The organism is Corynebacterium sp. HMSC074C04 (assembly GCF_001838295.1).
GTDB classification, from domain to species: domain Bacteria; phylum Actinomycetota; class Actinomycetes; order Mycobacteriales; family Mycobacteriaceae; genus Corynebacterium; species Corynebacterium amycolatum.
Genome location: NZ_KV836272.1, coordinates 65,151 through 80,227, shown reverse-complemented (window position 1 = coordinate 80,227; position 15,077 = coordinate 65,151). Strand labels below are relative to the sequence as shown.

At 59.0% G+C, this 15,077-nt stretch carries 12 protein-coding genes; 8 read left to right on the top strand and 4 right to left on the bottom strand.

The genetic code is table 11. The annotated features are described in order from the left end of the window. Positions 1-97 precede the first annotated feature (97 nt). From cobJ to cobG, 3 genes are read right to left on the bottom strand one after another with little or no spacing between them, the layout of a single operon-like run. On the bottom strand, positions 98-1,720 hold the full coding sequence (cobJ, locus tag HMPREF3011_RS04695; protein WP_070841245.1) for a precorrin-3B C(17)-methyltransferase: 1,623 nt from the start codon (positions 1,718-1,720) through the stop codon (positions 98-100). Between the two features lie 3 nt (positions 1,721-1,723). Next, positions 1,724-2,374, bottom strand: a complete 651-nt coding sequence (locus HMPREF3011_RS04690) for a precorrin-8X methylmutase (protein ID WP_070841244.1) — start codon at positions 2,372-2,374, stop codon at positions 1,724-1,726. 11 nt (positions 2,375-2,385) lie between these two features. Beyond that, positions 2,386-3,561: a precorrin-3B synthase gene (gene cobG, locus HMPREF3011_RS04685; RefSeq protein WP_070841243.1), complete on the bottom strand. Its 1,176-nt coding sequence runs from the start codon at positions 3,559-3,561 to the stop codon at positions 2,386-2,388. Positions 3,562-3,810: 249 nt separating this feature from the next. Between cobG and HMPREF3011_RS04680 the strand changes: the two genes are divergently transcribed. From HMPREF3011_RS04680 to HMPREF3011_RS04660, 5 genes are all read left to right on the top strand, one after another. Beyond that, complete coding sequence (locus tag HMPREF3011_RS04680) at positions 3,811-5,364, top strand: lipase family protein (RefSeq protein WP_070841242.1); 1,554 nt, start codon at positions 3,811-3,813, stop codon at positions 5,362-5,364. A 173-nt stretch (positions 5,365-5,537) separates the two neighbouring features. Next, positions 5,538-9,188 (top strand): cobaltochelatase subunit CobN, encoded by a 3,651-nt coding sequence (cobN, locus tag HMPREF3011_RS04675; RefSeq protein ID WP_070841241.1) that lies wholly within the window; start codon positions 5,538-5,540, stop codon positions 9,186-9,188. A gap of 112 nt (positions 9,189-9,300) precedes the next feature. Beyond that, positions 9,301-9,921, top strand: coding sequence for an FxsA family protein (locus HMPREF3011_RS04670; protein ID WP_049181058.1), 621 nt, complete (start codon positions 9,301-9,303; stop codon positions 9,919-9,921). Between the two features lie 38 nt (positions 9,922-9,959). Beyond that, positions 9,960-11,648, top strand: coding sequence for an apolipoprotein N-acyltransferase (lnt, locus tag HMPREF3011_RS04665; protein ID WP_070841240.1), 1,689 nt, complete (start codon positions 9,960-9,962; stop codon positions 11,646-11,648). A 12-nt stretch (positions 11,649-11,660) separates the two neighbouring features. Continuing rightward, positions 11,661-12,476, top strand: coding sequence for a polyprenol monophosphomannose synthase (locus HMPREF3011_RS04660; protein ID WP_070841239.1), 816 nt, complete (start codon positions 11,661-11,663; stop codon positions 12,474-12,476). A gap of 290 nt (positions 12,477-12,766) precedes the next feature. Here the strand turns inward: HMPREF3011_RS04660 and HMPREF3011_RS04655 are convergent, their stop codons facing one another. Then, positions 12,767-13,156: an RNA polymerase-binding protein RbpA gene (locus HMPREF3011_RS04655; protein WP_005511311.1), complete on the bottom strand. Its 390-nt coding sequence runs from the start codon at positions 13,154-13,156 to the stop codon at positions 12,767-12,769. An 81-nt stretch (positions 13,157-13,237) separates the two neighbouring features. Here HMPREF3011_RS04655 and HMPREF3011_RS04650 point away from each other — a divergent pair, with 81 nt between their 5' ends. From HMPREF3011_RS04650 to HMPREF3011_RS04640, 3 genes are all read left to right on the top strand, one after another. Further along, positions 13,238-13,627, top strand: a complete 390-nt coding sequence (locus HMPREF3011_RS04650) for a hypothetical protein (protein ID WP_083327068.1) — start codon at positions 13,238-13,240, stop codon at positions 13,625-13,627. 17 nt (positions 13,628-13,644) lie between these two features. After that, complete coding sequence (locus HMPREF3011_RS04645; protein WP_049181060.1) at positions 13,645-14,355, top strand: YceI family protein; 711 nt, start codon at positions 13,645-13,647, stop codon at positions 14,353-14,355. Between the two features lie 181 nt (positions 14,356-14,536). Then, positions 14,537-14,755, top strand: coding sequence for a hypothetical protein (locus HMPREF3011_RS04640; protein ID WP_070841237.1), 219 nt, complete (start codon positions 14,537-14,539; stop codon positions 14,753-14,755). Positions 14,756-15,077 lie beyond the last annotated feature (322 nt).

Below are 15,077 nucleotides of genomic sequence, written 5' to 3'. Positions count from 1 at the left end.
ATATCACTTTTACGCGTTTGGCAGCCGCGCGAATAATCTTTCTTTTCATTCGTGCACCGATATTTAATAGCTCAGATGTGTGCTGGAAATTCCAGAACTAACGCAGCAACTCACCAGTTCCACTCGTGCCACCCTCACCGTAGTGGCGCGCGGTGTAGACACGGGTGGTTTTGCCAGCACGGTATGCCTTTGTCGACGACGAACCGATAATCACCATTGTTCGCATATCGACGACATCCGGGTCGAATTCCGCCAGCGTGGTCACGGTAACGTTTTCCTGCTCAGAGCCGACTGCCCTCGCCACAATCACCGGCGTTGTTAGTTCGCGGTACTCCATGGCCAATGCACGCAGCTCTCGGATCTGCCATCTCCGCGACTTGGATGCTGGGTTGTAGACGGCAAACGCCATGTCTGCTCCGGCTACGGCACGCACTCGCTTAACGACGACCTCCCAGGGCTTCAACCTGTCGGAGAGACTGAGCATCGCAAAATCATGGCCAAGGGGAGCACCGACTCGACTTGCGACGGCCTGAGCCGCAGTCATGCCCGGCACGACTCGCACAGGGATGTCTCGCCACATATCGTCGTCAGCGACTTCCAGCACTGCCGCCGCCATTGCGAAGACTCCAGGGTCACCGGAGCTGACCACCGCAACTCGACCGCCGCGCTTGGCAATATCCAGCGCCATCGTTGCTCGCTCTGCCTCAACGCGGTTATCTGAGAGGTGGCGGCGTTGCCCGGCGCGCTCAGGAACCCGGTTGATGTAGGTGGAGTAGCCCACTAGATCCGTGGCCCGGGCCAATTCCTCGGTGACCTCTGGGGTGGTCCAGCGTTCAGCACCCGGGCCCAGGCCGACGACTACGACTTCACCGACCGCTGGGGTAGCCAGCTCAGTTGCCGACTGGGTTGCCGTATCGGTGGCTGCACCGGTCGCCACATCATTAGCTAGTTCAGACGCCCCGGAAACACTCAGTTCAGTGCCGTAGACAGCGGAAGGCACGACTGCAACTGCGAAGTAGGGGACCTTCTCCGGGTCAGCATTGACCAGCGGGTAGCTGGTGTGCTCACTCATAGTGGCTCGTTCAACAACGTACGCACGCTCGAGCATGCCTGCAGACCGCAGGGCTGTACGAACCTTCTCAACGTTTTTCCCCAGCTTCATAATGACTACACAGTCTGAGGAGTCAAGAACCGCAGCGATGCGCTCGGAATCTGCGGTGGCCGGGACAACGCTGACGATTTCGGTAGCCTCGCCGAGCGGCTGACCGATCTCTGCTGCCGCCGCAGTAATGCTGGCCACTCCGGGGACAATCTCAGTGGGGAATTCCTCGCTGAGGGCGTGATGCAGGTGCTGGTAAGAGCTATAGAGCATCGGGTCACCGAGCGAAAGCACTGCAACACTTCGCCCCTGGGCCAAGTGCTTGTGCAGGCGAGCAGTGGCCTCTGCATAGAAACCGGCGAGCTGCTCGCGGTAGTCGGCCGGGCGCCCGGTGGTCACCGGGTATTGCAATTGCTCTTCCACGGCAGCGTCGTCACGTGCGTCAATCAGTTCATCTGCGATAGACCTAGCCGTGGAACGCCCGTGAGTTCCGGCGTGGTAGGCGATGACATCGGCTGTGCGGATGATGTCGGCACCGCGAAGTGTAATTAGACCTGCGTCGCCGGGGCCGAGTCCGATGCCGTAGAGGTGACCAGGCTGAGCGCTGTAGGAGCCGGACATGGTTTAGAGAATCTCCTTTGCGGTGGCGATGGCATTGAGGGCAGCACAGGTGATAGCCGAGCCGCCGCGACGGCCGGTGACGGTGATGTACTTCAGCTCCGGGTTGTCGGCACCGGAGTCGATTGTGGCCTGCTTGGATTCGGCCGCACCAACGAAGCCGACCGGCATGGCCAAAATGGCAGCGGGCATGGGGAAGGATCCCTCATTGATGCGATTGAGCAGGTGGAAGAGGGCAGTGGGAGCGTTACCGATGGCGACGACCGCTCCCTCTAGTCGAGGCTTCCACAGCTCCACGGCAGCAGCCGTGCGAGTGGTGCCGAGTTCTTGAGCCAGTTCGGGGACGCGCTCATCACGCAGCAGGCAAATGACCTCGTTGTCGACAGGTAGGCGCTTGCGGGTAATACCCGAGGCAATCATGTTGACATCGGTGAAAATAGGAGCGCCTTCTTCGAGAGCCTGGCGGGCTGCGCGCACAGCTCCCGCGGACAAGACGATGTCCTTAGCCAAGTCGGTCTGACCTGCTGCGTGAATCATTCGGACAGCGACGATTTCCTCATCGGCGTCGAAGCGGGAAAGATCGCTTTCTTCGCGAATGATGGCAAATGAGTTGCGGTAAATATCCGCACCGTCGGTGTTGTACTCAAAGCGCTTCATAGGCTTAAAGCCTAGTCCACAGCAGTGACTTCATATTCTCCGTCCCCGGTGGCGAGATAGTCGAAGTAACCACCTTTGGGTTTGCCGCAGCGGCGCTCACAACCAGAAAAGTGCACGCGCCCCTCGGGCAGGCGGTCATCGGCAATTGCATGAGCGGCATCACCTCGGGTGTCAGCCAGCGACTTTTCGCAACCGGGGCGACCGGTGCAGGCGCTGACGCGCAGCCAGGTGGACTTCCGGTCGAAGATTAGGCCATTGGGCGCCAAAACCTTGACAACCTGTTCGGCAACTTCCTCTTCCAAATCGTGCAGGATCAGCGAATACCACGGAGTGATATGGACTGGAACCTGCGTGTGCGAGATAGCTCGGGCCAAACGCGCCGGGAGGACGCCAAAGCGCAGACCAGCGGCCAGGCTAACCAACCCATCCGGCTGGTCAATCCAACCGATCTGGCGGGACAGCCCGGCGGTGGCATCGAAGTTCTCAGCCGGGGTCGGCTCCTGGCGACGGACACGCTCGCCCAGTTCGTCGACTACGCCATCGGCAACGCGGGCGGCCGCATCTGCTTCGGCGATACGCCAAGCCGAGCGACGGCTGTCATTCCACACTTTCGCTGTGGTGATTAGAGCCTCCACGACGTCGTCACGCGAGACGACAATCCCCGAGGTCGCGCCACCAATGATGAGTTCGAACGTGTTCTCATCGTGGGCGACAACGCCGAAGTCGGGGCGCTCACCGAGGACATCACCACGGCCGTCGTCGAAAGCCATGAGCGTGCGGCCAGGAAGTGTTGCAAGCGACGGCTCCGCAATGAGCGCCGCGTCGAAATCCTGAATCAGGTCGCGGACATCGGCCTTGCCGCCGACGCGACCGGACAGTGGCGACTGAAGAACGTTGCGCACGCGGTCGTGGCTCGTGGAGGGAACCAGCTTTTCCTCTTCTGCGGCATCGGCGAATGCGCCGGTGTTAGTGATGCCACGGATCTGAACATTGCCGCGAGAAGTGAAGTGAATATCGCCGTCGCCGAAATTCTCGGCCAAATCGGCGAGTACGGCAAAGCCCGGCGCGGGAAGGAAGCCTCCGGGGAAGCGAAGGCGACCAATTGCGCCATCAGCTGCGATATGAACCTTTCGGGTGCCGGGGCAACCGTCCTGACGAGTGCGAGCTCCTTGATCAGATGCAGTCATACTTCCAAGAATACGCAAACAAGCACAGAGCTGAGCCCCCGAAAACAGGGGCTTATTATCCGGACCTTTTCAGCCCAACGAAACCATTCTGAAGTGGAGTTTTGATAGCCCCGTGCAAAAAACATACAAATTCTTCACTAAATCCACCGATTTCCTTTTTCAAAACCTTATTATTTCCATAACCTAACTTCCGCCGAATTAAGGGAAGTCTTCATTGGGTTTTCAATCTGGGGTTATTCAGGAGATTTCATGCCACATCACGACGCTGAAGCACTCACACACGGCACCGCCGGCATCGGCCATGCCTCAACACAGACGCGCGCTGCTTCACGACGAAACGGTCGCACAACCCGAACGGGAATCGGGGTAGCGCTTGCGGGTCTTATGACCATCGGCCTGGCTACACCTGCAAACGCTCAGCCACTAAGCGTGCCGGGCCTGTCAGATAGTGGGCTGGCGGATAAAGTGTCGTCGTCAAGTGCAAACCGCGAATTGCCTGGTTTCGGTCATGTACCGAACCCGAATGTAGAGAGGCTACTCGGCATCGAGAAGGACGATGAGCAGTCTGGCAACGAGGGCACAGGCAGGCAGCTGACCCCGGAACAGGCACGCGTGGCCGCAGTCTCTCCGCTGAATTCTCTGCCGCTGACCCCGTCGCGCGCGGCGAATGCCGGCACGCTAGTCAACAGCGAGGATGCCGAGATGATGGTGAACGGCAAGCTGTGGAATGTGGATGCCAAGCGTATTCACTACAACTCCACGGATTCCCTCGGCAATCCCAGTGTGGACACGGCCATTGTGGTAACTCCGAAGACAGAGTGGAAGGGCAGCGGTCCGCGTCCGGTCGTGGCGATCGCGCCGGGCACGCAGGGTGGCGCGGAAAAGTGCGACCCGTCGATCTCCTCGCAGACCGGGCTGAAGATTGAGTTCGGTCCGATGGACATTATTGCTCCATACGAGACGATTCCGATGGTCGCGAACTTGAAGCGAGGTGCAACTGTGGTGATGATTGACCACCACCGCAATGACCAGGGCAACCAGGACTACGTCGACAATATCGCCTCGGCACAGTCACTGTTTGATGCCGTGTCTGCCTCCCACGAGCTAGGCGTGGATCAAAAGGCGCCCGTGGGAATCTATGGCTACTCCCAGGGTGGCTCCGCAGCCGCTGCAGCTGCTGAGCGTGCAGGTGTCTACGCCCCGGAGCTCAATGTCGCCGCTTCTGCCACCGGCGGCCCGCCGTCCGACCTCGCAAACGTCCTCGACCAGATTGATGGCACGACCCTGACCGCCGCGATTGCATTGGCAATCAACTCTGTCCTGGATAAAGATCCGGAGCTGCGCCGTGTCCTCAAAGAAGAAATCAGCCCTGAAGGCAAAGAACTGCTGGACAACGTTGGCAACTACTGCGCGGGCGGCTTGGGTTTCCATCACTCGTTTGAGACCACTGACCAGTACACCACCAGCGGTGAGTCGCTCAGCGAGATGATTAAGCGCTACGAGCCGGTGCAGAAGGAACTCGCACGCCAGCGCGTCGGCAATTTCGTACCGAATGCCCCGGTGTACCTCTACTCAGGTGAGCACGATGACATCATCCCCATCAACCAGGTCCGCAAGCTACGTGATGCCTGGCTGAATCTCGGGTTCGCCGACCTGGAGTACGTCGAAAACACGACTTCGCCTCTGCTGCCGAAGACAGGCCTAAACCATATCGTTCCCATGCTCGCGGAACTGACTAATGCCACCGACTTCCTCTGGTCCCACTTCCCAGATCAGCCTGCGGAGCAGTCGCTGGAACTCTAGCAATAGACGCTGCAGTAGAGTGATGAAGAAATCCACTGCCATGCCACTGACGAGAAGCTCGGTGAAAATCCGCACGGTCGCGCCACTGTCACAGTCAGACCTCGTCATCGGTTAGAAGGCAGACTCCCGCCGACCGGGGACGCGTTGCTCCCCAGGAAGTGAATGACTACACCGTGATTCTGCTGCTGTCGACCTCGGATACCGACCTTCTGTCCGCCCGCGCGGCCGCTCAGGCCAACCCGGAGGTGTCCTACCGTTGGGCAAACCCGGCGCGTCTGCTCGACGATGATTTGCCCACGCTTGCCGACGGCGCCGATGTCGTCATCATCCGACTTCTCGGTGGCCGCCGCGCCTGGGAATCCGGCATCGACTACTTTGTGAACTCCGGTATTCCCACCGTCCTCGTCTCGGGTGAGCAGGCGCCCGATGCCGAACTCACCGAGTACTCGACGGTTCCCGCAAACGTCACCACGCAAACGCACATCTACCTGGCGGAAGGCGGCGCGAAAAACCTCGCACAGCTGCACAATTTCCTGTCGGACACGCTGCTTCTGACCGGTCTTGGCTTTGAAGAGCCCACTCGCATGCCGGCCTGGGGTTTCCTGGAGCGCGACTCCAAGGTGGCCACGGAAGATTCGCGTGGCACCGTCGGCATTATCTATTACCGCGCCCAACACCTGGCTGGAAATACGCACTACATTGAGGCGCTCGCTGACGCAGTCGAGGCTCGCGGCTACGTCGCCAAGCCCATCTTCGCCGCGTCCCTGCGCACCGCCAGCGATGAACTGTTAGCAGAGATGGCATCCTGCGACGCGCTTATCACCACGGTGCTCGCCGCTGGTGGCAACCGCCCGGCACTCGCACAGGCCGGTCAGGACGACGACGGCTGGGATGTCGCCGCACTCGCAGACCTCAACATCCCCATCATCCAGGGGTTGGCTCTGACATCCTCCAAGGCGGCATGGGAAGACAACGACGAGGGTCTGTCACCGCTGGACGTCGCAACACAGGTCGCCGTCCCCGAATTCGACGGCCGCATCATCTCGGTCGCGTTCTCGTTTAAGGAAATCGACTCCGACGAGCTCATTTCCTACGTCCCTGACCTTGAGCGCTGCGACCGCCTCGCCGGCATCGCTACCCGCTACGCCGCACTTCGCCACATCGACAACGCTGACAAGCGCATCGCCGTCATGCTCTCTGCGTACCCGACCAAGCACGCCCGCATCGGCAACGCCGTCGGCCTGGACACACCAGCATCCACGTTAGAGGTGCTGCACGCGCTTGCCGACGCCGGATACAACCTCGGCGACACCACCAAAATCCCCGGATACGCCACCGCCGAGGACGGCGCCGATGAACCAGATGCGTTCATGCACGCCATCATCGATGCCGGCGGCCAGGACCCGGATTGGCTGACCGAGGAAGTTATGGAGGCAGCCGAGCTCCGCCTGCCCGCTGCGACCTACGAGAAGTTCTTCGCTACCTTGCCGGAGGAACTCCGCTCCGACATGCAGGACAAGTGGGGTGCCGCGCCGGGCACTCTGTACGTCCACCCGGATACCCAGGACATCTATATTGCGGGCCTGACCTTCGGCAATGTCGTGGTCATGGTGCAGCCACCGCGCGGTTTCGGTGACAACCCGGTGGGTATCTACCACGATCCAGACCTACCGCCGACGCATCACTACCTGGCTTGCTACCGCTTCCTGTCGCTGCCGCAGTCGGAGGGCGGTTTCGGCGCCGATGCCGTGGTTCACATGGGCAAGCACGGCAACCTGGAGTGGCTGCCGGGCAAGACCGTCGGTCTTTCCGCCTCCTGTGGCCCGGATGCTGCCATCGGTGAGCTGCCGATGATTTACCCCTTCCTGGTCAACGACCCGGGCGAGGGCACACAGGCCAAGCGTCGTGCTCACGCCACGCTTGTCGACCACCTCATTCCGCCGATGGCCCGCGCCGAATCTTACGGCGACATCACCCGTCTGGAGCAGCTTCTCGACGAGCACCAGAACATCTCCGCCATGGACCCAGCCAAGCTGCCGGCTATCCGCCAGGAGATTTGGACGCTGCTGACCGCCGCGAAGATGGACCGCGACCTCGGTTGGGACGAGCGTCCGGACGAGGAGGTCTTCGATGACATGCTCATGCATGTCGACGGCTGGCTCTGCGAGATTAAGGACGTCGCCATCCGCGGTGGCCTCCACGTACTCAGCCAGGCACCGGAAGACGAATCCCTGATCGGCACTGTGACCACCATGCTGCGCGCCCGCCAGCTGTGGGGAGGCAAGCAGACGCTGCCGGGCCTGCGCGAAGCTCTCGGCCTGGCCGAGGACGGCACCGACGAGCGCCACACTGTGGACTCCATCGATGCACTGGCTACGGCGTTGGTAACCGCCGTGGTGAAGAATCCTGACCAACCAGTGGCACAGATCGCGGCTGATGTTCTCGGCTCCGAGGAATTTGCCGATATCGCGGTACCGAACGGCCTCGATCAGGTTGTCGAGCTGCTGCAGTTCACCCGCGACGAAATTCTCCCGCGCCTGGCCGCTACCAGCGAGGAGATTCCGCGCATTCTTTCGGCCTTGGACGGCGAGTTCGTTCCGGCTGGCCCCTCCGGCTCGCCGTTGCGCGGTCTGGTCAACGTACTGCCGACTGCCCGCAACTTCTACTCGGTAGACCCCAAGGCGGTGCCGTCACGCCTGGCCTGGGAAACCGGTGTCAACCTCGCCGATGGTCTGATTGAGCGCTATCGCGCCGACCACGGCGAGTATCCCAAGTCGGTTGGCCTGTCGGTGTGGGGCACTTCCGCAATGCGTACTTCCGGCGATGACATCGCCGAGGTGCTCGCGCTGATTGGTGTGCATCCGGTGTGGGATGACGCATCTCGCCGTATCGTCGGCCTTGAGCCGATTCCGCTAGAGGAACTGGGACGCCCGCGCATTGACGTGACCGTCCGTATTTCCGGTTTCTTCCGTGATGCGTTTCCGCATGTTATCGACCTTTTGGATGATGCGTTTCAGCTCGTCGTCAAGCTTGATGAATCCGATGAGGACAACTACGTGCGCGCACATGCGAAGGCCGACCAGCAGGAGCGTCCGCGCCGTATCTTCGGTTCCAAGCCGGGCACCTATGGAGCTGGTTTGCTGCAGCTAATCGATTCCGGTTCCTGGCGCGATGACGCGGATCTGGCGAAGGTTTACACGACCTGGGGCGGCTACGCCTATGGTCGCGGCGTCGATGGGGAAGAGGCTGCTGACGATATGAAGACGGCCTACCGCCGTATTCAGGTTGCCGCGAAGAATGCCGATACCCGTGAGCACGACATCGCCGACTCCGATGACTACTTCCAGTTCCACGGTGGCATGATCGCCACGGTCCGTGCGCTGACGGGTTCCGCTCCAGAGGCGTATGTGGGCGATTCCACGCGCCCGGACGCCGTGCGCACCCGCACCCTGCACGAGGAAACGCGACGTGTCTTCCGAGCCCGCGTAGTCAACCCACGCTGGATGCAAGCCATGCGTAACCACGGCTACAAGGGTGCCTTCGAAATGGCTGCAACGGTCGATTACCTCTTCGGCTACGACGCGACGGCACAGGTCATGGATGACTGGATGTACGAAACGCTTACCGACGAGTACGTTGCGAACCCGGAAAACCGCGAGTTCTTTGAACAGTCGAATCCGTGGGCTCTGCACGATATTTCCGAGCGCCTGATGGAGGCCGCCGAGCGCGGTATGTGGGAAAACCCTGACCAGGAACGCATGGATCTGTTGCGCCAGACCTACCTGGATACAGAGGGCGACTTGGAGGAGCGAGCTGACCGGTAGGCGAGCGCTAGTCGTCATCTAACTTGCCGCTACAGCCGGCTAGATGACGACAAGAGAACCGGCCGATAGCCCTAACCACTTGCTCATCTAGTGGCGGTTACACTGGGGAACTATGAGCAAGTGGTTCACAATTATTTACCTCATTGTCGAGATTGCGGCCTTTATCGCACTCGGTGAATGGATTGGCTACGGCTGGACCGTCCTATTGGTTTTGGGCCTGTTCATTGTGGGGTTGGTCTTCGCCGCTATCGAGTTCAAGCGCATCTACCAGAAGTTGCTGCTGGATACTTCTCGTACTCTTACCGAGTACGGACAGAAGCATCCGGAGGAGGCAATCAAGCGCTCGGCAAAGGGCGCGGGACACTTTGTGGCCGACTCGGCAATTCTATTGGTTGGCTCGTGGCTGATTGCCCTGCCGGGCGTCGTCACCACCGTTGTTGGTTTCCTCATGGTGCTACCGCCGACTCGCTGGCTGATTCGTAAGAGCGGATCGGTGGCGCTGCTCAACGGACTCCGCAACTTCAGTGACCGCAGCATGATGGTGGTCTCTCAGTACGGCATGAACCCAGGTACTCCAGGAGCTGGCGCTGGTGCTGGCGGCTTTTCGGGGTTCCCTGGATTCTCTGGTGGTTTCCCGGGCGCGGATGGCAAGAGCTTCCCACAGGATAAAATCGTGCCACCGGCGCCGGACAACGCCTGGGATGATGACCAGGACGACAGCGACAAGCGCTAACTCGAATACTCGCGGACGTAGAGAGTTCTTTTATACAAGTGCACACTAACCGTCAAGCGCGCTCCAGCGAGCACGGGGACTTTGCTCCGAAAGACGCTTCGAAAGACACTCCGGAGAATCCGAGTCGCTGGCAGGCGCGCTTTCGCGCGCTTACCCCACTAAAGCAGCGCCTCCTTCTCGCCTTCATTGCAATCCTCGCTGGTGGATTGCAATTCTTAAGCTACGCACCCCTGAGCTGGTGGTGGACCGCCTGGGTCGGCCTCGCCCTGCTCATTTTTGCCTTCTTCTGCGCAGCCGATTGGAAATCCAGCGTAGTGGGGGGCTTCAGCTGGGCAACAGCGACGGCGCTTTTCTCACTGCCGTGGATCGGCTCCTTCGTCGGTATTGGCCCCTACGTGGCGCTCTCAATTGTGCTGGGTCTCCTCACAATTCCGGCGGCGCTTGCGATGTGGCTGATTGCCCAATCCAGTTTCCCCCTCGCGCTGAAGCTCCCTGGCATGGCCGCTGCGCTCGTGGCAGGGGAGACGCTGCTGGCCCGCTGGCCTTTCGGAGGCTTCCCCTGGCTCCGCGTTGCCTGGGGGCAAGTCGACGGCCCGCTGTCCCCAGCAGTGGCAATCGGCAGCACTGCATTGGTCACTTTCCTCGCTGCTTGCGTTGGTGCGGGACTGGTCGCGCTCACGCTACGTTCCTACGCAACCTCCGCTGCGCTTTTGGTGGGGGCGTTAATCGTCGGCTGGGCTCTTCCTGCGTGGACCCAACCACTGCCTGAACCTACGGCCGCTGACAACGCCCGTGTCGCGGTTATCCAGGGCAATGTTCCTCGCCTCGGTTTAGAGTTCAATGCCCAGCGCCGCGCAGTACTGCAAAACCACGCCGATGCCACCAATGAACTGGCACGACGTGTCCACCAAGGTAAGGAACAGCAGCCGGACATCGTCATCTGGCCTGAAAACTCCTCCGATGTCAGCCCGTTTACGGATGGGGAAGCGGCACGCATTATCGAAAATGCCGCGATGAATATTGGCGCCCCCATCGTGGTCGGCACCTTTACCTACGCCAATGGGGTGCAAAACACCATGGTGGTCTGGGACCCAAAGACCGGCCCCGGCGACCAACACGAGAAAATCTATCTTCAGCCCTTCGGCGAGACCATGCCATTTCGCGAACTACTCCGTCACTTTTCCGACATGGTCGCTCACGCCGGAGACATGACCCCGGGCAACGGCGATGCTGTGGTCACAACACCTGGCACCGATGGTTTAAAAAAGGTCTACCTGGGCCTGGCGACCTGCTACGAAGTGGTTTTCGACGGTGCCTTCCGCAACGCGGTCAACCACGGCGCAACCATGCTTGCCACACCCACGAATAACGCCACCTTCGGTTTCACCGATATGACTTACCAACAGCTGGCCATGAGCCGCATGCGAGCCATGGAGTTCCAACGCTCCACGGCTGTCGCCGCAACCAGCGGTGTGAGCGCTATTGTGGATGCGCACGGAGACGTCGTAAAGCAAAGCAAAATCTTCGAACAGAAAGTGCTCACCGAGACTTTGCCTCAGTACTCCCACCTGACTTTTGCAGCCCGCTTCGGGATGTGGATTGAAGGTCTACTGACTGCATTCGGTATTCTTTGTGTGGTTGGTGCCGTCCTGCGTCGCCGTGGCGGAGATGCCAGGGCAGGCGCAGATGAAGTTGATGGCCGGGATACTGAGCAGAATATGCACTAAGGAGAATCACGAGTGACTGCCCTAAATGAGTCGACGCTGGTTGTCATTCCCACTTTCAACGAGCGGGAAAACCTGCCGGGCGTGATCGCACGCCTGCGCGCAGCGGAGCCGAGCGTCGACATTTTGGTTGTCGATGACTCTTCACCAGACGGCACCGGAGAGCTCGCCGATGAAATCGCTGCCGCTGACAAGGCGGACAACAACGGGAAAGAGCACATCTACGTCCTGCACCGCGAGGGCAAGGGCGGTCTCTGGGGTGCGTACCGCGCGGGCTTCGCTTGGGGTCTCGAGCGCGACTACGAGGTTCTCTGCGAGATGGATGCCGACGGCTCCCACGCACCAGAGCAGTTCCATCTGCTGCTGGAGAAGCTCGAGGACGGCGCCGATGTCGTCATCGGCTCCCGCTACATTCCGGGAGGCAAGACCGTCAACTGGCCAATGAGCCGTCAGGTTCTCTCCCGCGGCGGCAACCTCTACATCTCGCTGGCGCTCGGCGCAGGCATCTCGGATATCACCGCTGGCTACCGTGCTTATCGACGGGAAGTTCTCGAGACCCTCGATCTCGAGAACATTGGCAAGGCTGCGTACCTGTTCCAGACCGAGCTCGCCTTTGAGGCTGTGCAGGCGGGCTTCCTGGTGGAAGAGGTTCCGATCACCTTTACTGAGCGCGAATACGGCGAGTCCAAGATGGATGGCAGCTTTGTGAAGCAGTCTCTGCTGCAGGTCACCAAGTGGGGATTCAAGCACCGCTCACAGCAGGTAAAAAACCTGGGGTCGGAGATTGGTCGCCTGGCTGGTCACGAGTTTAAGCAGCGATTCCGCAAGTAGGGCAACCCTAAAAATTGCAACCACAAAAATTGCGGGCTGCACGTATGAATACGGGCTGCCTGTATGACTGCAGGCTGCAAATGTGAAACTGACTTAGTTTATGACAGTTTCAGGCCATTTTTCAGGCCATTTTTGTCATAAATGCAGTCAGTAACTCGGCTCGGCCCGCCGCAGCCAGCCACCAACGAAAAACGGGCCCGAATAAGGAGCAAAACCTTATCCGGACCCGAATTTCAGTGTTTGATCGACGGCCACAAAGCTCTAAAGTTCGAACCTAACCAGCTCAAACCTTAAGCGTTCTTCTCTGCCTCTTCGGCTTCCTTCTGAGCCTTCAGCAGGCGAGCGGCGTTACGACGACGCTTGCGCAGCAAGTCAACGCGCTCATCCAGCAGCACATCGAGCTCCTCAATGGAGCGACGCTCACGGAGCATGTCCCAGTGAGTCCTCGGCGGCTTCACCGGCTTGGCTTCGGTGCCTTCGCCTTCAACCAGCTCACCAATCTGGCCATTCTTGCACAGCCATTCACCTGGAATTTCCGCGTCATCCGCGAATGGGACCTCGAAGATCTCACCGGATTCAGTGCGGTAGCGGACCATCATTCGCGGCGCGAGGTCATGATCGCGATCGGTCTCATACGAAACGGCGCCCATGCGACTGCCACGAAGAACTCGATCTGCCATGTGGAACGTGCCCCCTTTGGTAGAAATACTAGACCACACATTATAACGCCTTAGTCAGCATTAATGCCATAATTGACTTCTGTGTCAGATCAAAAGCCGAGCACAACTATCGCCAATTGCCAGTGGTGTGGCCGCGAAATGGAGGTCGCCATCCGCGGTCGCCGGCGCAAATTCTGCAGCCAAGCCTGCCGGCAGCGCGCGTATGAAAAACGCACCGGCGTAGCAAAAGGCGCCTCCAGGCCGATTGCCGAACGAATCAATTCGGATCTCACGCTGAAGACCGCCGATGCCACGAGCAGCCCGGCGGACGATGACGTCGTAAAGCGAATAGGGGACGGGCTCTTCGAAGTACGTTGTCTCGCCGAAGACTTGCGCACCGCGCTTGACGACGACATGGAGACCGCCGTCCTACAGGAGATTACGCAGGAATTGATTATGAAAACGCGTGAGGTGGAACGGTTTATCCCATAGCGGATTAAAAGGATAGGATGAGCACTATGAATTCTGGTGTCCGTAAATCAATTATTACTTTGATAGCCGTTGCAGTTGTTGCGCTCGCAATTGTTATTGTGGGACCAGTTTTGTATCGCGTTTTCACGCATGAAGGGGTGCGTACTGGGGATTTCGAGGCTAACGAGCTGCCTGCAGCAACGACTGACGCGAATGGCACCTGGAAGATTGTCGGTGGCGATAACTCACAGAACACCTCCGTTGGCTTTACTTTTAACGAGGTGCTGCCAGGCAGTAGGCGGACGACGTCCGGTTCCACCCACGATGTCACTGGCGAGCTGAAGGTTGCTAACGACAACCTTGAGGACGCATCCGTTGTTGTTGACATGGCAACTCTGACTAGCGATATTGAACGTCGTGACATCAATGTCCGCAACAATATTTTCAGCGTTGAGCAGTACCCAGAAGCTAAGTTTGAGCTTGCAGAGCCGCTCGATATTTCAAGCATTCCAGATAACGGCCAATGGGCAAATATCGAGATTCCGGGACGCCTGACCATTCGCGGTGTCACCAATGATGTCACCGTGCCAATGAAGGCCGCTCGTACCGAAAACCTGGTTTTGCTGTCGGGCACCTTGCCAATCAACCGCCTGGATTACAACGTGCGCCTGCCACAGTTTGTAGCTGCATCCATCGAGGAGAACGGCGAACTCAATCTACGCATTGTCGCGGAGAAGCAGGACGCGTAGGTTTCGGCTAGCAGGCACGGCCATCTAAAGATGGATCGCACGAGAACGAATTTAAAAGAGGCTTCTAGCCAGCAAAAATATGCCCCGTTTCGTCACTGTGACGTAATAAATCCATTTAGTCACACACCGCAGAGGTCCCGCCAAAAACAATTCTGATAGGCCAGTTGGGAGCCACAACGATATGAACACCTACGAAGCAATGTTGCTCGCACGAAAGGTGCGAATGGCGCTACTGATTATCTTCATTGCATTCGTGGCCTACAAGGGCGTGTGGTGGCTCATGGCTGTTGGCATATTTCTGATTGGCATGACGCTGTGGCAGAACAAGCGACTGCGGGAAGAGATTGCCGTCCGCAACGCGGATGAGCTTGTAGCAGACACCAAGACCAATGAACAATAAGCCCGACAGCATGGATCAAGCGTCAAGGTAGAACGGGGCGGAAAACGTGGCAGCCCTAGAAATTCAGAAACCTCCAGACCTAACCACTGTCAATATTTGTCCGATAATATACATTATGACATTTTGGCCTTAGGGGCTTACTCTCCCCATTACCGCCGATGCGCCATTGTCGTCAGGCCTAACCAGCCAGCCAGTCAGTCAGACTGTCCCGCCAACCCGCACCGCCATGCCCACTCAGCAAAGAATTGATTTTCGCTACACGGCTATTCAGGAATTTTTAGTAAAATTCCCTCATGCCTGATTTCTCAGACACATCCAGTAG